Here is a 17994-nt window from a genome sequence, read left to right on the forward strand (position 1 = left end):
GCGATTAATCGCATCCCTACTGTTTTTTAATATTAAATCATCTCCACGCTTCGCTTAACGAACGAGGTCAGATCAGACCCGGTCAGCAAGCCTCTCGACAATAAAGCAAGGTCAAAAGCTTGTTTCGCAAGCTTAGCCCCTTCTTCATCAGGACTCTCCACAATACGTTTAACTAATGGGTGGTTACCATTAACCGTAACTTTATAATTATCTGGAATAGTACCATAGAAACCCATACCGCCGCCACCGGTCTTAGCCATGTCTTTCATACGACGCATAAACTCGTCAATGGTTACTGAAACAGGCAGATCATCGGTATGAAGCGCATCTACCTCTACTTTCATATCTGCTCTGGAGATAGCTTTTTCAAAAATATCCGAGGCTTTCTTGGACTCTTCTTCCGACAAAGAAAGTGCTGTCTGTTCGTCTTTCTGGATTAACTTATCCACGACATCAGCATCAACACGCTTCGCTTGGATTTTCTCACCTCCTTTTTGTTCTACGTAAGCAGCAAAATGGGTATCAAGCGGGCCATCCAATACCAACACATCATAACCTTTGGCTTTTACGCTCGAAATGAAACTGTCTTGCTGAGAAGCATCATTGGTGTACAGATAGATAATATTACCATCTTTGTCCACTTGAATATCTTTTACCTTCTCGTAGTATTCTTTTAGCGTATAGCTTTCTCCTTCTGTATTTTTCAATAAACAGAAATCATTCGCTTTTTCAGCAAATTTCTCATCACTTAACATCCCGTATTTGATGAACAAGCTAATGTCATTCCATTTATCTTCAAAGTTTTTACGGTCGGCTTTGAAGATTTCATTTAGTTTATCCGCTACCTTCTTCGTGATGTAGCTGTTGATTTTCTTCACGTTACTATCCGCCTGTAAGAAGGAACGCGATACGTTCAACGGGATATCCGGTGAATCGATGACCCCTTGCAACAGCATCAGGAATTCTGGAACGATGTCCTTCACCTCATCGGTAATGAATACCTGACGGGAATACAACTGTATTTTATTGCGTTGTATATCCATTTCGTTTTTCACTTTCGGGAAATACAAAATCCCTGTCAAGTTGAACGGATAATCTACATTAAGGTGAATCCAGAATAGAGGTTCGTCCATGGAATATGGATAAAGCTCGCGATAGAAAGCCAAATAATCTTCATCCTTTAACTCAGATGGAGCTTTAGTCCAAGCAGGATTGGTGTTGTTAATAATATTATCAACCTCTACCGACTTATATTTTGGTTTACCTTCTTCGTCTTCACCGTCGGGTTCAGATTCAGTTCGTGTACCAAAACGTACAGGAACAGGAAGGAAACGAGCATATTTGTTTAGAATTTCGGTTAATCGAGATTTGCTTAAGAACTCTGTTGATTCTTCATTAATATGTAGAATCACATCAGTACCACGCTCAGTACGTGAACCGGCAGAAATCTCATACGATGTACTACCATCACAAGTCCAGTGGGCTGGCTCAGCACCTTCTTGAAAAGATAAGGACTCAATCTCTACTTTATCCGCTACCATAAAAGCAGAATAGAAGCCTAAACCAAAACGACCGATAATCTCGTTAGCATCATTAGCTTCTTTGAATTTCTCCATGAACTCTGTAGCTCCGGAGAATGCAATCTGGTTGATGTATTTTTTAATCTCTTCGGCGGTCATTCCGATACCTCTATCGGAAATCGTAATAGTTTTCGCCTGCTCGTCAAACTTTACATCAACCGTCAAATCGCCCAACTCACCTTGAAATTGTCCCAATGAAGATAAACGCTTTACTTTTTGGGAGGCATCAACCGCATTGGATACCAACTCACGCAAAAAGATTTCATTATCAGAATACAGGAATTTTTTGATTACCGGGAAAATATTCTCGGTATGAATCGATATACTACCTTTTTCTTGCATATGTCTTTAGATTTTTTTTACAAATTTTCCAAAGACTTATCAAGGAGTATTCCAAAGCTTATATTACGACAGGATGACAGTCCGAAAGGGATTTTTTGTCACATTAAGACGCTATATCTATTGCTGAGATTAACATGGACGATCGGACGTATGATTAAATAGAAAACACATGAAAGAATATTTGTATTGTTCAGAATTATCTACTAAATTTGTAGAGTATTCAGAATTGCAATAGCAATACCAACCGAGTGCAGACACCGCGGTGGTAAAATAATACGGGTTTCAGGCCAAAATAAACGTATGCAAACGCTTATTAAATAACCCTTGGATTTCTGAATACAATTTATGGTTAAACACTTTAATTTTAAATTGTATGTCAACACCTTCTTCCTTTTCTCAATTTCTCGTAGAACAGTTCTACGGTTATTCCACCGATGAATTAATTAACTTAAACAACGACATTGTTGAAAACAACGTCTGGGGTTCATCAAGATCCGCTTTTAGAAATGCGGTGCTCAAAGCTCTATCCAAAAGGGGCATCGACCTCTCTCCTATTATTTCCAAAGAGGATGGGTTCAGTATTATCCATATCGTTAAAGTTCGTCTGGAGAATAATGTATTAATCCCTGTCCATTAAATAGAAAAATAATGGGAAGCTATTCGTTGGTCAAAGCCAACAAAGCAAAAGAACCCAGCCAATGGCTTCCCATGTAATCGTCGTCCGAAATATTCTTCAACGAAAAATCGATGTGTTCATTTCCTAGAGGTACCAAAGTTTCTTTTAACTCGGGAAGCACCTCCGCTAAACCAAACAAACAATGCGCACGGCTGAAATTCAGTCCATCCAGATGTACCAATTTGCCATCTGTGCGATCGCTTACCAAAGCTGGTTGAAGCCCCTTGACCTCCTGCTCAAATAAGCCAGGCATAAAATTTAACAGCCAATCTTTATAGGTTTCCTCCTTCATCACCTTGCTCATCAAATAAGCTTCTTCCAAACATGGGGAAAGAAAGTCATAACCACTCGGTTCATAAGCCAAATCGCAATTTTTGTCTTCTTCATAAAGTCGTATGGCATTCGTTTTGATGGCATTAGCCAAGGCCACATCCTTGGTTGCATTAGCATAATCCAGCATCAACGATAAACTAAAAGCAGTATTATCGTGTTGCCCTGTTCGGATAGGATAAACTAGTTTGCCTAGATAGGCCTGTGTACGTTCGGACAGGAGATCAACTAATGGTTGGAGTACCTTCGCCCATCTTTTGGCGTCGACATCTTCCCAGTCCGATAATTCCTCCTGCAGCTTGAATAACCATGCCCATCCATACGTACGTTCAAATCCAAGATTGTTCTTATCATTAAAAAAGGCCATTTCCACTTCCAGATTTTCAGGCGTAATATGGGCGTTTAATATCTCACGCACTCTTCTATCCTTATCCAATTGTGGATATAGCTTTAACAACCTCACAATAGACCAATAGCCATGTACGGCAGAATGCCAATCAAAACAACCGTAGAAAATGGGGCGTAACGTTTTAGGTCCCTTCAAATCAGTTGTACTACCTAACACCTGTCCTAATTTATTAGGATATTCGATGGTTAAACAATGCGTTGGTAATTCAAATATACGGGAAGCTACCTCTTCCGTCAATGCATGAGGTATTGGCAAAGGTCTGGAGGTAAAATCCCCGATATCCTTTACCGAACTTCGGCTACAATTTGAAAAATAAAGTCCACAAACCGTACAGATAAAAACAAGAATTAGTCTTTTCATTTTGTAATTTAGTAAGCAATAAATCTAAAAGACAAGATAAAACAATTTAATCAAAAATCGAACAGCATGAATATTACAGACTTAATAAGTGGCGGAATAGGTGAAAAAACAGTATCCTCCATAGCGAACAACTTAAGTATCGACCAAGATAAAGTAAAATATTTGGTTGCTGCAGCAGTTCCCCTAATGGTATCCGCATTGAATTACAATGCACAAAAAGATGAAACCCAAGCGGAAAGCATTAACAATGCGCTTCAGTCCAAGCATAACGGAAGTATACTGGACTCTTTAGGTGATTTCTTAGGACAAGGACCATCCGACGATGAAAACAAAATCGTACAGCACATGTTCGGTAAAAATACGGACTACGTTACCAACAATCTATCTGAGAAAACCGGATTGTCATCGGATAAAATCAGTGCTGTTTTAGCTACGCTGGCCCCAATTGTCATGGGTTTCTTGGGGAAACAGAAGAGTGGTGCCTCGGGTGGTGGTATCGGTGATTTGATCGGCAGCGTACTTGGTGGCGGTCAAGGTTCCTCTGCAGGCGGCGGTTTATTAGGCAATATCCTTGGCAGTGTATTAGGTGGCGGAAGCAGTTCACAGAGTGGTACGCCTAACATGGGAGGAATCGGTGACCTTGTTGGTGATTTCTTCAACAAAGACAAGAAAAATCAAGCTGGAAATATCTTAGATTCTTTAGCAGGTATGTTTGGAAAATAAATGCTCTTGTAGAGACGTAGCATCTCGTCAAAGACGAGATGCTACGTCTCTACTACATAAATAGCACATCCAACAAATAGAAACCTGCAAACACAACGGATGCGATACCATTGGTTGTCATAAATGCCCGATCTACCCTACTGAGATCCGTCGGACTTACAATACGGTGCTGATAAATTAACAATCCTCCATAAAAAGCCAAACCTGCATAATAGAACCATCCTACAGGCATATAAAAAACGGGCAACAGCACGAATAAGAAAGAAAGCACGTGCAAAAATTCTGAAATCCGCAATGCCTTTTTTGCACCAAAATATGCTGGTATTGAATTGAGACCGTTTGTCCTATCAAACTCCTCATCCTGTAAGGCATAAATAATATCAAATCCACCTGACCAACACATCACCGCTATACCATAAAACACAGGAACAATATCAAATTGATTGGTCACGACCAAATAAGCCCCTATGGGCGCCAGTCCCAAGCCCACACCCAGTACCAAATGACACAGGGGCGTAAAACGCTTCGTATAACTATAAAACAGAACGACAAAAAGTGCGATCGGCGATAGGTAAAAGCACAACGAATTGATAAAATATGTAGCGGCAATAAAAACTGCACAATTGATAATGGTGAACATTAGGGCGTTCTTCGCACTGATCTTTCCGGCAGGAATATCACGAGTTGCCGTTCGCGGATTTTTAGCATCAATATCCCGATCCAAATATCGGTTGAATGCCATAGCTGCATTCCGTGCAGTTACCATACAAACCAACATCAATAATAGTTTTTTCCAATCAAAACTATGTTCTGTAGTCTGTAAAGCCAAAAAGAAACCAATAATCGCAAAGGGCAACGCAAATATGCTATGCGCAAAAAGCACCAAAGAAAGATATTTTTTCATCTATTGTTCTTCGAGAAGCGGCGGTTGAAAGTTAGCATTTATCTCGTCGATAGTTTGTAATATAGTATCCGTTCCCATACGAGTTTCAGCGGAAGTCAAAAAATACTGGGGCACTTCTTCAAACCATTGCAACAAGGCTTTACGGAATTTAGCTATATTCTGGTCGGATTTCACACCCGACTGTTTATCAGCTTTAGTAAAGACCAGCATAAAAGGTAGCCCATTCTCTCCCAACCAGTAGCAGAAGTCCAAATCAATTTTCTGGGGCTCATGTCGACTGTCAATAAGGACAAAAACACATTGTAAATTTTCTCTACGGGTTAGATATTTACGGATGAAGCGTTCCCACTCTACTCTATTCTTTTTGGAAGTCTGTGCAAAACCATAGCCAGGCAAATCCACCAGATACCAATCCCCATTAATAATAAAGTGGTTTATCAATTGGGTTTTACCAGGTTTCTGCGAGGTTTTAGCTAGCCCTTTCCTACTGGTCATGGCATTAATCAAGGATGACTTTCCAACATTGGAGCGTCCTATAAAGGCATATTCCGGCAAGGTTGGGGCTGGAAGTTTATGTACTTCTGTATTACTGGTGACAAATTCCGCTGATTTTATAAGCATAAACAAAGGTAAGCTTTTCCACATTAACAGCCAAAGGACGGGAAAAGCATAAGCGCCTATTTTATGCATTCTTGCAACCAATCATATAAATCTTTCAAAAGGTTATTACAACAATCAATAAGAATATCGCTTGCTTCTCCTCCGAATTGCCTTTTGAAGATTTTCTTCTGCTGTTGGTATTGAAAAGCATAGTAGACCGTACCTATTGGTCGTGTCTGTTGTGGATTACTACTTTCAAAAGCAAGCCCTGTGATACTAATGAATACGGTATTGAGCTTTGCTAATTTTGAAAGACCGTCAAGCATCCTTAAAGTGACAACCGCAGATTCAGCACAGTATTTTTCGATTTTTTGCTGAGGAACAACTAAAAATTGGGTTTTCATGCTATCATCATAGCATATCAGAGAGCCCAGAAAATAATCACCACTATGGACTTCCAATGCCCATATACTACTAAGATAGCCTGCAGTCATACTCTCTGCGCAAAGCAACTTTAATCCATTAGATCGCAAGAACTGTCCACAATCATCTAATATTTTGGTGTGGATTTGCCGCATAATATTATCTCCTTTTAGCTTATCCGTTCCGTATTTAAAGCTTTTGCCCAATGTTGATATTGACATCGCGGACAGTAACCATCTGCTGTTATGGTATAGGCACAAATTACATAACCGCAATTCATACAAGCAAAGGGACCATGTTCCGTAGAGATATCAATCTTGGTATAGTGATCAGGAAACAATGGTAAGCCAAACTTTACTTCTTCATCTGAATAGAACAGTACACTCATCGACCCATCAGTTTCCAATACCGCTAATTTTACTTGTCCTAAATGTTCAATAGATTGATTCCGTAGTTCAGTAAAAAATTCCATAGTAGAAAAGTCAGTATCTTTTTTGTGCTTCAGATCAAACATTCCTTCCCGAACTACTATGGTTTCTTGCCCCTCCAAAACCCTGTGGACCCGTAATGACTTAGAAGCCAACCATGTCAATGATTTGTATACCACAAGGGTCACAGAAAATACAATTACTGCATATATAATGGGAATGTCTTCTTGGAACATAGGATCTCCAGCAGCAGAACCCAATCCTAAGATAATTGCAACTTCAAACAAGGATAATTGTCGGACACCTCGTTTTCCAGATAAACGCAACACCAACAAAATCATTAGGAACATGACCACTGTACGACCAATGATCTCTCCAATAAATTGCCATTCTACGCCATTAATAAAGAAATTTCCCACAAGAGAACATGTTATAAATCATCACTCTGTTCCAGATCTTCGTGGTTGTCGCCTCCTAGGCTGTAATAATTGTTCTCTTCATCTTCCGAACCTATTTCCTCCTGTTCATCGTCCAATTCAGCACCTGGGATATCCAAACCATCATCCAAGGAGGAAGACTTACTCTTTGGGATTTGCCCTACCCGCTCATCTTCTATTCTTTTCTCTTGTTCGAAAATATCCTCTCGTTCATCATAATGCGGATAGTCAGGAAAATCTTCCTGATTGTCTTGTCTATTTTTCTTTGAATCTTGCATAATATTGTTGTTTTACATTTTTACATAAAGACAAACAACAGCAGAAAAAGTTTCAAATGTTACGTGCAAACAGACTCATCATCCTTCTTTTTCATTGAGGTATTTCCAATATCGTTTAGGGACATGTTGTACATGGAGCTTGGTATTCTTTCGTTCTACAATATTCGTACTTTGAAAGTAACGCTTCCACAACCTATCGTACAATTGCTCTTCCGTACTGCATACCGCTTCCAACTGCTTTACATCAATGGACTTATCAAATACAATCTCCCTAACCGTAGACTTATCGTAATGCAATCCATATTGCCGTTTTACATCATAGATAATCCACAGCTGATCGGCATAGCGATCTTTGAAATGGGTAGAAATGAGCGGTAGAACATTAAAATCTGGTTCAATTAACGCCAAGAAAATACCATCTGTACTTTCCCTAAACCGTACAAAAGCTTTGAAACGATGGCGCTCCCGCATAACTGACTTATGGATCTTCTTAATTTGCAAGACATCCTCATGCGCATAGTTGCTGTGTACAGATTTTTCACCTGCCATATAATATTGAACAACACGTAATATAAGTACTTCGATGCCTTCCTTTTCCGATAGAAAAGCACAATAAAGCTCCTGCAGAGCGACTTTTCCAACGTTCTTTAGCAGTCCATTCTTAACACGTAACGCTTTCTTTTTATCTGTATATACCTGATGTGTACGACCAAAAAGTGATTGCGTAACCGCTGTGCCCGATTTAACGATAATACAGCTCTGCAAACGATATTCATAATCTTCAAAAATAGCCGTTAGCAATCCCTGCCACGTGCCATCGTAATAGACAGTCGTACTCAAAACAAAGAAAGTTGACTACTCAAAGCCTTCTGATATTTGGATTGTGACTCTGCTAAGATATATTGCTTCAGTAACACCGCAGGCTTATCCGATTTTAAGGGTAAAAAACCCTCACAAATAATAAAGTACCGCACTTTATTTAGTGAGACACCAATCTTTTGAAGATGTTCCAAACGCAGCTTACCAAATTTTCTGGCTGCAACAATCTTTTTTGCCGAGGTAACGCCTATTCCGGGAACCCGTACGATAAGCTCATAGGGCGATTTATTAATATCCACCGGAAACTGATCTAAATGACGCAGGGCCCAACTCAGTTTTGGGTCGATATCTAAGTCCAGGTTGGGGTGTTGTTCGTCCAATACTTCATCGTGACGAAAACCATAAAAGCGCATTAACCAATCCGTTTGGTACAATCGGTTTTCACGGATAGCGGGAACTGCGGCACCTATTCCCGGTAATCTTTTATCATGAGAAATAGGAATATAACCGGAGTAATAGACACGCTTAAGTTGATAGGTAGCATAATAATGATTGGCCGTCTGGATGATGTGTCGATCTGTCTCATCAGCAGCACCGATAATCATCTGTGTACTTTGTCCGGCCGGCGCAAATTTAGGGGTAGACTTGATGATTTTCTTTTCTTCTTTTGTCCGCACAATTTCGCCTTTCAGATAATCCATAGGTTCATCCATATCCTTCCGGTTTTTCTCTGGCGCCAAGAGCTTTAATCCACTCTCGGTAGGAATTTCCAAATTCACACTAAGTCGGTCGGCATACAGTCCCGCTTCATACAACAGTTCATCCGACGCACCGGGAATGGTCTTAAGATGAATATAACCGTTAAAATGATGTTCCTGTCGCAATTTCTTGGCCACCAACACCAGTCTTTCCATGGTAAAATCTGCATCTTTAAAAATACCAGAACTCAAGAACAGCCCTTCAATATAATTACGGCGGTAAAAGTTTATCGTCAAATCGACTACTTCCTGCACCGTGAAAGCTGCTCGTTTGATGTCGTTACTACGTCTGGAGACACAATACGCACAATCAAAAATACAATGGTTTGTCAGCAGTATCTTTAGCAAGGATACACATCGTCCATCCTCCGTATACGTATGACAAATACCGGCACCTGTATTGCCCAAACCTCGTTTGGTATTCTTACGGTTGCTACCACTGGAACTACAGCTCACATCGTATTTTGCTGCATCCGCTAAAATCTCCAACTTCTCTTGTATACGTTCTGCCTGCATCGCTATTTGAAATTTCTTGAATTCAAATATACGACAATTTACTAATATTATTAGCTTTTTTGATGCTTAAAAAAAGATTTCCTCTCTTCCTCTCATACACTTACTTTAAAAGCTTTTCCATCTTTCTTTACTTTATAGTAGGCAAATGCACATCCCAAACCAAACATCATGAAAAGTAAATCAATAAAAAAGATATCATAGGCCCGAACGGCAAAGGTGTTCCATAGCCACTGTCCAGTAGACAGACCATTTGCAAGCGGAACAAGAAAACACAAAACAACAGAAAGCAAAAGTGTATGCTTATTAATGCGGGTAAGATTTCTCAGCACGACCAGATAAACACTCAACACCAACCAACTATAAAAATATGCCGAATATATAACAGATTGATCGACTTTGTTTAACATTTTGACCATAATCAAGGTGAATGCTGTTACCGGCAACATGGCTAAACAAATCGCCAGAAATACATTGGCTGCCCAAAAGTTGAATCTCCGTTTATACACGGGGATATTCGGTTTATCCCTTGCCACAAGCCATATCATAATCCCCGACAGGATAACGACACAACCTGTCAGACCCAATAGAAAAAAGACTATACGCAACGGTCGACCACCAAAATCTCCAAAGTGCAAGTGATAGACCAGACTCTTCACGCGATCAATATGGTTGGTATCGTAATTCGGTGATTTTGTTTCTAGAACTTTACCATCCTTCATTTGTACACGTGCATATCCTGAACCAGCAAAATTCAATCGGGAGTCTGGTTTAGATTCGATAATCACTTCCATACTCTCATCCATATAGTTACGGATATACAGACGGGATATTTTGCTACCATTCCATTGCTGTTGCCAATCTGCGACAAAAGCATTGAAATCGACAGTTTTATCTAAAGGGCGATAGATGTAATCTACTTTCATTTCCCTGTTATATTGTAAATCTTGATAGAGTTTAGCGTCCTCTCCAACATACAACAATTTGCTGAATGGCGATATAATGAAAAAATTGACAATCAAGACTACACCTGTAATAGCAAAAACCAACTGGAATGGGAAACCGATAATTCCCAACACCGTGTGCATATCAGTCCATACGGTTTTCCATTTGCTCCACGGGCGGAACAGGAAAAAGTTGCTTTTTATCTTATCCCAATGCAGTAAAAGACCAGTTATCAATGCAAATAGGAAGAGAAAGGAAACAATTCCTGCTAATAAATAACCGAAAGGTGCTCCTAACCGAATTGGCATAGGAACTTGATTCAACTGTGCCAGAAAGTGTAAACGGTAAAGAAACTCACCCATATCGTATCCTTCGGCATAGGAACTTTGGGTCTTATCGGTAAAAAAATGTAGAAAATAAGCCGAATCACCATCGTCCCTCCCCCTTCGTCCTCGCCCCTGTTGTCCCTCGGCCTTTGGCTTGGGTTTGCTGATCGTTGTATCCTGTGAAGTACTCATATTCACATAAGTCCCGTGTCCCTGTTTTAGCAGAAAAAAGTCAAAGTTACGACCACGCAGATTGTACTTGCTGCCTAGTGAGTCAATAAGGTAGTTATAATCCTGACTATAATCTGTTGCGACCACAGATTTCCCTTTCTGCCATGCGGAAATGTCATCTTTAAAAAAAGAGAGTGTGCCGGCAAAGAATATGACATAAAGCAATACTGCAATGATAATCCCACTAATTGTATGGGTATGAAAATAGATATTATACCGCCTTTGGTTCATGATTTAGTAATTATTGGTTCAATAGATAAGGTAACATAAACAACAAAGCAAGAACGACATAGGTGATACATAATCGCCAAAACTTCGGTTCTAAAAAAGCCCACAGTAAAAGTACAGCCCATAACACATAACCTGTAAAGAAAGCTGTAGCAATAACATTTTCCTTAGGCCAGATATAGGTAAGGCATAGATGAAAACTAATCATAACGACATATCCTCCAACCGTCCCCATAAGAATTTTACCCAAGCGAAGCCAAGGTGATTTCGTTAAATATTTTTTATTCGCTGGCATGATGATTTATCGGATAAAAAGTTCGATGAAAAGAGAAACAACGTAAAGACCAAAGATCCAAGACATAGACACATAACGAAAAGGAAAAAACAGGACGATAACACTCCCCATAGCCATTAAAATCACGATAGCAGCAAACAAACCACTCCCTACGCCTAAATGTAATATTGCCAATATAAAAGCAAACAGCATCAATATGACGGATATAAACTTTGCCCTTTCGGGCTTCGCGGCCAACCTCTCGCCTAATTTTGTTCTGTCTTTCCAGCCTATCCGCTTAGAGGTCAACATCCAAACCATAAAGGCAAGGAAAAACAAAAAACATACAGTACTAATCATAACGTAATGTGTAAAAGAGGGTATCCGAAAAGCCCAATAAATTATGTCTTTTCTCGCCTTGGGCGAGACTCAAGATGACAGTTTATTGATTTTCAATCACTGTTAAGTCTTTCCCGCTTGAGAAGCTGTTTAAATTTCTGTTTTTGCCGCACTTCGACAGAGCTCAGCGTGACAAAAAACGCTCATGTGTCATACTGAGCTTGTCGCTGTATCTCGCCTCTGGCGATGGAAGGATAGACAAACGAAGTTTTTTTAATCTTTAAACAGCTTCTGAAGCAGGACTCAGACTCACAGAATTGACGACTTTTCGGACAATTCCCCAACTAAATTCTTAATCAACACGAGTTACAGCAGTGATAGAACCACCTTCGACGCGTAGTCCTTGTGTCGCTGTAGCTGAGGCGGCATTCACCTTATATACATAGCTTACACCATCAGTCAAAGCTACCCCGATATAAGCATTTCCATCTTTTGCAGAATAGTTATTATTGGTAACCGCTTTAATAGTACTTAAGTCAGGCATACCCGTAACATCTTTGTACGTTTTATTGTATACATCGATGATGGCCAATCGCTTCCCATTAGTATATTCACCTTTTTCCTCATCTGTCACCATCTGTGCAACAAATTTACCTTGACCTACGTAAATCCAGTTCGTAATACTTTTACCTCCGCTTGCAGCTTCTATATCATAGAAGAAAGATTTGTCAAACTCTGTTGTACCGGCAGCAATTTTGGTAATAGCAGATGGCTTAGTCGAGCTGAATTTTCCATCTTTTTTCGCCACAGAAGAAGAGAAAGCATATACATCGTTTCTCTCATCGACGGCCAATCCATCCGTGAAATATCTACCGATGAAACTTGTACGGTCATCCTTGATTACCTTTTCCAATTTCATGTCAGGATAGGAATATACCGCTATCCAGGCATTATCTGGAAACGATGTTTCAAAAGCGGCTCCACAACAAGCCTGCACAGACATATAAGGAGCAAATACTTTCGTGCCGACTTGTTTAATCCATGTGAAGAAAGCCGATTCCCCGTTTCCGGCTACCTCCTGCACATTCAATATACCTTCACCTGTAATGGTTAAGCTATTGGTATTGACACGGTAATAATTTGCTAATGGGTTAGTTATATTTCTTGGAATCTTTAACAACAAAATATCATCGTTGACCGGTGCAAAAGCTTGAACTGTTTCCGTTTGGAAGTTAGACAGCTTGTTCAGCTTTCCATCTACCACGTTATAGGTAGTTACAGCACCGGGATTTCCTTGTCCATACAGCATACTAAAGAATTTCTGATTATGGGTCACATAATAACGGTAGGTTCCATCCTGTTCAACACCTTGACCTGCCGTAGTCACCGTGCCCGATTCTAAACTTGAAGCAGTCAAAAGATAATCGGCGACACCAGTTGCCGCAACAGGTGTAACAGCCAAGACATAATTTCCTTTGGTGTCAGGAGCGGGTTCCACTTTATCATCTGAACAGGATAAAGTGAACGATGCCATGGTCAAAGCCACAGCTGTAGCGTAAATTCTATTTTTCATTTTTGTCATTTGTATTATTGAGTTAAACATTATTGATTATTTTGTTGTGCGCTGAAAATAATAGCGCAGGTTTAGGTAGAATGCACGTCCAGGTTTCTGCAAACTGAAATTGTCATAGAGTCGGGCATCATTTAGATTACGGGCTTCCAAGCCGATGTTGTATTTCCCGTTTGCCAAACTATACACCGCGTTAACGTCATGACTGACTTGTTTCATAATTTCCAATTTCTCCCCACCACGACTTGGCCAATAGAGGTAAAAATCATGCACATACAGTAAATTATAGCCTACACTTAATCTGTTGCCCTGCCCCCCTACATTATTGAAGATGACAGAAGCATCCGCATTTCCAAAGAAATAAGGTATATTCGGCATTTGGTCGTTATAAACAGGACTTACGCCAGTATATTCCGGTTCATATTTTTGCTTGTTCTGCAAGTATTGATAGGTTATTGAACCTCCTAACCGCAAATAGTCCTTATACGAATAATGTATTTCCGCGTCTGCCCCTCTGGTGGCTACTCCTTCTCTGTTATCAGCGACTAACTTGGATTGATTGTTATTGAATCGATTAAAGATGAAATCATAAGCATAGCGGTATATTAAATTACCAGCGATAGAAAAACGATGGTAATCCCCCGATTTCCAACCATAATTTGCACCCAGATTGATATTATGACTGCGTTCAGGTTTCAAACTAAAGTTTGCTTCTTGATTCTCCAAATCACCAAATATTTCATAAGCAGTCGGCATCCGGTTGGTCAATTCATAAGATGCTTTCACTTGAAGATTGGGCTGTAAGAAATAAGTAGAGGCTAAACCATAACCAAAACGGTTTGCCGTACTTGCTGTCGCATCGCCTGTCTGATTACGTTGATGAATAAACTTAGAAAAAACTGTTGTGCTCCAAACATCTTTAATATCGTAGCTATATCCTACCCCTAGCATATTCTTAAAGGAGCGTTGACCACGTTCATACATGCTGCTAAGCGGATCCAAAAGATTCTCCCCTTTTCTATTAAAGGTGCTGGCTACATTACTAAGCGCAAGTGAATGCCTTTCACCTAATTGATAATTTGCCGCTAAGGTAGCAAGCCCTTCATTATTACGGTATTCATATACCTGTTTACTACGCTCTCCTCCGGATCCATTAGGCTTGAAATTGCCAAACCAATCATAGCGTCTGTCAAGTGTATCGATATTTCGTTCTTTACCCAAGTTAAAATTTGCATTCAACGTAACGTCAAGACCAGGCAGAAGATCTTTTTTCTGATATTTTAATGTCGGCATCAAGGTATTTCCACGACGGTGCCACCCGCCAAACACCGAAATCATACGTGCCCCGGTCTGTATTTCTTTATAGTTTTGCCCGATCGTCATTCCAACCAATAAGCGGTCAGCATACGGTTTATTAACTACCCCCACCTGAGCAACCACTGCTTCATTATGATATTGATCGTGGAAACGTCTCACTACCGCATCTTTGGTATACGCTCCCGTATAAATATCCGCAGCATCTACCGTCACTTTGTAGTTGTTGTCTGAATAGTTTTGATAAGCGTTCAACAAGAAAGTGAAACCACTTTCGGTTGTTACACCTGCATTGATAACCGTACGATGTGTATTGAAAGAACCATAAGAGTATGAGGCATCCACATAATTCCGGGCTTTGGTAGAAGTCACAATATTGATAGCTCCGCCCAATGCATCCGAGCCCAACCACATTGGCACTACACCTTTGTATATCTCTACACGTTCTGCCATATTGATCGGAATGTTATTGATCTGGAAGGAGGAACCAAAATTATCCATCGGAATCCCGTCTATAAAGTAACGGATATGGTTTCCGGAAAACCCATTCAGAGAAAGGTTAAAATTGGAACCCACCCCACCCGATTCTCGCACACGAATACCAGCTACACGATCCAAAGCACCGGAGATGTTCAATGTTGTATTGTAGAGCTTTGTTGCGTCGATAGCCGTCACATTGTAAGCCTGTCGGTTAACCTCATTCACTTTAGTTCGCCCAAACACATCCACCTGCTCTATTTTCTTATCATCGGGTTGAAGCTCGAAAACAATAGGTGATACTGCAGATCCCAAAGAAATCTGTTTGGAAAAAGATTCCATACCGGTTGCCGTAATCCGAATATGTACAGTAGATTTTGAGGTTGTAAAAGTAAAAAGCCCGTTTTCGTCGGCTTGCTGTGTATTATTTTCGATATAAATACTAGCATTTGCAACGGGTTCACCTGCTGAGAGGACACGCCCAGTATAGGTTTGGGCCGCTTGCTGTGCCATGGCGGAAAATGCACACAGCAACAACATACAGATAGTTATAAAAATTTTGTTATTTTGCTTCATCTTTTTAATCGTAACACATTATGAAGATTCCTACTACTCGCTTAATGTAGTAAAGAGGGCAGCCTAATTGCCGTTAGGCTACCCGGGCGCCATATTTCGAATTGCCGTTCGATATGGCGCCTTTTTGATTCAGTGGTATGCTTTTACTGAACCAGAAAGCTCGTCGTGATTCCCTGCCACGCTCTTTTATAGGGTTTACCGTTCCAAATGCCTTCCTGCTCCTCTGCATGACCAAATTCGATCACATAGCGGCCTGGCCAAATAGCATCTACCTGAATTTGACCTTGTGCATCCGTTTTGTAGGTCTTGCTCCAACCCGCTTCCGACATTACCAAGATTTCTTGCCTAGCTATAGGATTGCCGTCCTTTTGAAGAGAAACTGGGATTTTGCTTTGAGCAGTATAATTTTTCGGGTCTACCTGTAACTGATAGTCCGACAATTTACCAGCTCGTTGAACGGATTTTCCGATCTGTACCGAAGCTTGCGCAACAAATTCAAAACGGGTTTCACCACCTAAATCTTTTGTAGGATGATTGGAGAAAAGTTGATAGATACCTTCCTGCTTGGGTACAAAAGTACCTTCCAGAAACTGACCTTTATCTTCTAATTTCAAGGTCTGTTGTTCGCCATTAGGGCTTACCCAATACAGCACCAATTCCCGAAGATCCGAATACCAGTCTTTGGTTTCTTCTAATTCGCCCGTAGCATATTCTCCATAATATACACGAACGGTGTGTGGTTGATTTGGATTACCCACAGGGTCACATGCCAACCAGACAGCATGCGCGGTGACTACTTGGTTGCCGCCAAGTACAATCGCCAGAAATAATAAAACTCGCTTAATAAAGAACATATTTATTTAGATTGATTTTAAATAATGATGCAAAGGTAATGCATCATTTCAAAAAAACAAGTTCAAAATCGGAAATAAACAGACGCAATCGGAAATAAAATAGCAATAATAAAAAACCTCATAGCTTTTTAAGCTATGAGGTTTTTTATTGAATGTTACGTTTGACTATACGAGATTCCTCTCCTATCTTTCAAATTCACTAAGATGAACAACATCTTTAAGGTCGAAAGGAGTTTCCTGATAAACGAAATAGTTCAGCCAGTTATTAAACAACAAATTTGCATGACTTCGCCAGCGGATTAATGGCGGATTGTTCGGATTGTCATCTTGGTAGTAGTTCTGTGGCAGCTCTATCGGTAATCCCTTTTCCAGATCCCGCATATACTCGTCGTGTAAGGTCAATGGCGCATATTCGGAATGCCCGGTGAAATAAAATTCACGACCACCGCGCGAGGCAACAATCGCTACACCGGCATCTGGAGATTCAGAAAGCAGAGTGATTTCCGATTTATCATCTAAATCGGTTGACCAAACTGTCGTATGTCTGCTATGCGGAATGAAAAATTCATCATCAAATCCCCGGAACAATGGATGTTTCTTGTCTTTAGCCGTATGTTTGAACACCCCCAGAAGCTTCTTATCCAACGGCCTTTTTTCCACGCCGTAGAAATGATACAACGCTGCTTGCGAAGCCCAACAGATATAAAGCGAGGAAGTGACATGATTGCGCGCCCAATCAAAAATACGCGTAATCTCACTCCAATAAGTCACCTGCTTAAAATCAATCATCTCCACTGGAGCTCCAGTAATAATCAGACCATCATAGAAATTGTCCTTGACTTCGCTAAAACTTTTGTAGAACAGTTCCAGATGCTCTTCCGATGTATTTTTCGGCGTATGGGTTTCCAAACGCAAAAACTCAATCTCCACTTGGAGTGGATTATTGGAAAGCAAACGGATAAAATCCGTTTCGGTAGAGATTTTAAGCGGCATCAGATTGAGGATAAGCACACGTAGCGGACGAATATCTTGTTCGTTAGCCCGCAAGTCGCTCATCACAAATATATTCTCCTTCTTTAAAAGGTCGATGGCAGGCAGGTTGTCTGGTATCTTAACTGGCATATCCTAATTTTCCTTCTTCTACTTTTGAGGTGGTAAAAATAGAAAGAATATATCAGATATAAAAAAACCGTCGTTCTTGAACTTTATTTCCATATTGTTACAATAGTCATACATAAAAAACAATAAATTAGAATCTGTATAATACAGACTAATACACA

General features: G+C 40.2%; 18 protein-coding genes and 1 riboswitch. Of the genes, 2 read left to right on the plus strand and 16 right to left on the minus strand.

All coding sequences use genetic code 11. The features are described 5' to 3' along the window. Window positions 1–32 precede the first annotated feature (32 nt). Window positions 33–1922, minus strand: a complete 1890-nt coding sequence (gene htpG / locus BM375_RS00405) for a molecular chaperone HtpG (protein WP_093363194.1) — start codon at window positions 1920–1922, stop codon at window positions 33–35. Between the two features lie 211 nt (window positions 1923–2133). Further along, window positions 2134–2228: riboswitch (SAM-I-IV-variant riboswitch) on the plus strand. A gap of 67 nt (window positions 2229–2295) precedes the next feature. Here htpG and BM375_RS00410 point away from each other — a divergent pair. Next, window positions 2296–2559: a hypothetical protein gene (locus BM375_RS00410; RefSeq protein WP_093363195.1), complete on the plus strand. Its 264-nt coding sequence runs from the start codon at window positions 2296–2298 to the stop codon at window positions 2557–2559. A 19-nt stretch (window positions 2560–2578) separates the two neighbouring features. On the opposite strand, the gene BM375_RS00415 is transcribed toward BM375_RS00410, so the two are convergent. Continuing rightward, entirely contained in the window at window positions 2579–3697 is a 1119-nt protein-coding gene (locus BM375_RS00415) for a DUF2891 domain-containing protein (protein ID WP_093363196.1), read from the minus strand. Between the two features lie 66 nt (window positions 3698–3763). On the opposite strand from BM375_RS00415, the gene BM375_RS00420 reads away from it, so the two are divergent. Beyond that, window positions 3764–4420 carry a DUF937 domain-containing protein gene (locus BM375_RS00420; protein ID WP_093363197.1) on the plus strand — a complete coding sequence of 219 codons (657 nt, stop codon included), beginning with the start codon at window positions 3764–3766 and terminating at the stop codon, window positions 4418–4420. A 52-nt stretch (window positions 4421–4472) separates the two neighbouring features. Here the strand turns inward: BM375_RS00420 and BM375_RS00425 are convergent, their stop codons facing one another. From BM375_RS00425 to metA, 14 genes are all read right to left on the minus strand, one after another. Further along, a complete protein-coding gene (locus BM375_RS00425) occupies window positions 4473–5324 on the minus strand; it encodes a 4-hydroxybenzoate octaprenyltransferase (RefSeq protein WP_093363198.1) in 852 nt (283 codons plus the stop codon). Further along, window positions 5325–5945: a ribosome biogenesis GTP-binding protein YihA/YsxC gene (gene yihA / locus BM375_RS00430; protein ID WP_093363549.1), complete on the minus strand. Its 621-nt coding sequence runs from the start codon at window positions 5943–5945 to the stop codon at window positions 5325–5327. It abuts the gene before it with no gap. Window positions 5946–6001: 56 nt separating this feature from the next. Beyond that, window positions 6002–6568 (minus strand): CinA family protein, encoded by a 567-nt coding sequence (locus BM375_RS00435; RefSeq protein WP_093363199.1) that lies wholly within the window; start codon window positions 6566–6568, stop codon window positions 6002–6004. Then, window positions 6517–7194: a DUF421 domain-containing protein gene (locus tag BM375_RS00440; protein ID WP_244525780.1), complete on the minus strand. Its 678-nt coding sequence runs from the start codon at window positions 7192–7194 to the stop codon at window positions 6517–6519. Before BM375_RS00440 ends, BM375_RS00435 begins: the two co-directional genes overlap by 52 nt. A gap of 11 nt (window positions 7195–7205) precedes the next feature. Next, entirely contained in the window at window positions 7206–7490 is a 285-nt protein-coding gene (locus tag BM375_RS00445) for a hypothetical protein (RefSeq protein ID WP_093363200.1), read from the minus strand. A gap of 78 nt (window positions 7491–7568) precedes the next feature. Then, window positions 7569–8330 carry a TIGR03915 family putative DNA repair protein gene (locus BM375_RS00450; protein WP_093363201.1) on the minus strand — a complete coding sequence of 254 codons (762 nt, stop codon included), beginning with the start codon at window positions 8328–8330 and terminating at the stop codon, window positions 7569–7571. Continuing rightward, window positions 8327–9583, minus strand: coding sequence for a putative DNA modification/repair radical SAM protein (locus BM375_RS00455; protein WP_093363202.1), 1257 nt, complete (start codon window positions 9581–9583; stop codon window positions 8327–8329). The genes BM375_RS00450 and BM375_RS00455 overlap by 4 nt, the downstream gene beginning before the upstream one ends. Window positions 9584–9675: 92 nt before the next feature. After that, entirely contained in the window at window positions 9676–11313 is a 1638-nt protein-coding gene (locus tag BM375_RS00460; protein ID WP_093363203.1) for a PepSY-associated TM helix domain-containing protein, read from the minus strand. 10 nt (window positions 11314–11323) lie between these two features. Beyond that, window positions 11324–11605 carry a hypothetical protein gene (locus BM375_RS00465; protein ID WP_093363204.1) on the minus strand — a complete coding sequence of 94 codons (282 nt, stop codon included), beginning with the start codon at window positions 11603–11605 and terminating at the stop codon, window positions 11324–11326. A 6-nt stretch (window positions 11606–11611) separates the two neighbouring features. Then, window positions 11612–11944 (minus strand): hypothetical protein, encoded by a 333-nt coding sequence (locus BM375_RS00470; protein WP_093363205.1) that lies wholly within the window; start codon window positions 11942–11944, stop codon window positions 11612–11614. A gap of 331 nt (window positions 11945–12275) precedes the next feature. After that, window positions 12276–13496 carry a DUF4374 domain-containing protein gene (locus BM375_RS00475; protein ID WP_093363551.1) on the minus strand — a complete coding sequence of 407 codons (1221 nt, stop codon included), beginning with the start codon at window positions 13494–13496 and terminating at the stop codon, window positions 12276–12278. 36 nt (window positions 13497–13532) lie between these two features. Then, a complete protein-coding gene (locus tag BM375_RS00480) occupies window positions 13533–15860 on the minus strand; it encodes a TonB-dependent receptor domain-containing protein (protein ID WP_244525781.1) in 2328 nt (775 codons plus the stop codon). Window positions 15861–16003: 143 nt separating this feature from the next. Continuing rightward, the gene (locus BM375_RS00485; protein ID WP_093363207.1) at window positions 16004–16714 is read right to left on the minus strand and encodes a DUF4198 domain-containing protein; all 711 of its coding nucleotides are present in this window, start codon (window positions 16712–16714) and stop codon (window positions 16004–16006) included. 183 nt (window positions 16715–16897) lie between these two features. Further along, window positions 16898–17836 carry a homoserine O-acetyltransferase MetA gene (gene metA, locus BM375_RS00490; protein WP_093363208.1) on the minus strand — a complete coding sequence of 313 codons (939 nt, stop codon included), beginning with the start codon at window positions 17834–17836 and terminating at the stop codon, window positions 16898–16900. Window positions 17837–17994: the final 158 nt, after the last annotated feature.

It is taken from the genome of Sphingobacterium wenxiniae, from assembly GCF_900116225.1.
GTDB classification, from domain to species: Bacteria; Bacteroidota; Bacteroidia; order Sphingobacteriales; family Sphingobacteriaceae; genus Sphingobacterium; species Sphingobacterium wenxiniae.

Bases quoted from the DNA above. Each gene is read 5' to 3' on its own strand.
- htpG (WP_093363194.1), bottom strand. From the start codon at position 1,922: ATGCAAGAAAAAGGTAGTATATCGATTCATACCGAGAATATTTTCCCG.
- BM375_RS00410 (WP_093363195.1), top strand. From the start codon at position 2,296: ATGTCAACACCTTCTTCCTTTTCTCAATTTCTCGTAGAACAGTTCTAC.
- BM375_RS00415 (WP_093363196.1), bottom strand. From the start codon at position 3,697: ATGAAAAGACTAATTCTTGTTTTTATCTGTACGGTTTGTGGACTTTAT.
- BM375_RS00420 (WP_093363197.1), top strand. From the start codon at position 3,764: ATGAATATTACAGACTTAATAAGTGGCGGAATAGGTGAAAAAACAGTA.
- BM375_RS00425 (WP_093363198.1), bottom strand. From the start codon at position 5,324: ATGAAAAAATATCTTTCTTTGGTGCTTTTTGCGCATAGCATATTTGCG.
- yihA (WP_093363549.1), bottom strand. From the start codon at position 5,945: ATGCTTATAAAATCAGCGGAATTTGTCACCAGTAATACAGAAGTACAT.
- BM375_RS00435 (WP_093363199.1), bottom strand. From the start codon at position 6,568: ATGTCAATATCAACATTGGGCAAAAGCTTTAAATACGGAACGGATAAG.
- BM375_RS00445 (WP_093363200.1), bottom strand. From the start codon at position 7,490: ATGCAAGATTCAAAGAAAAATAGACAAGACAATCAGGAAGATTTTCCT.
- BM375_RS00455 (WP_093363202.1), bottom strand. From the start codon at position 9,583: ATGCAGGCAGAACGTATACAAGAGAAGTTGGAGATTTTAGCGGATGCA.
- BM375_RS00460 (WP_093363203.1), bottom strand. From the start codon at position 11,313: ATGAACCAAAGGCGGTATAATATCTATTTTCATACCCATACAATTAGT.
- BM375_RS00465 (WP_093363204.1), bottom strand. From the start codon at position 11,605: ATGCCAGCGAATAAAAAATATTTAACGAAATCACCTTGGCTTCGCTTG.
- BM375_RS00470 (WP_093363205.1), bottom strand. From the start codon at position 11,944: ATGATTAGTACTGTATGTTTTTTGTTTTTCCTTGCCTTTATGGTTTGG.
- BM375_RS00475 (WP_093363551.1), bottom strand. From the start codon at position 13,496: ATGAAAAATAGAATTTACGCTACAGCTGTGGCTTTGACCATGGCATCG.
- BM375_RS00480 (WP_244525781.1), bottom strand. From the start codon at position 15,860: ATGAAGCAAAATAACAAAATTTTTATAACTATCTGTATGTTGTTGCTG.
- BM375_RS00485 (WP_093363207.1), bottom strand. From the start codon at position 16,714: ATGTTCTTTATTAAGCGAGTTTTATTATTTCTGGCGATTGTACTTGGC.
- metA (WP_093363208.1), bottom strand. From the start codon at position 17,836: ATGCCAGTTAAGATACCAGACAACCTGCCTGCCATCGACCTTTTAAAG.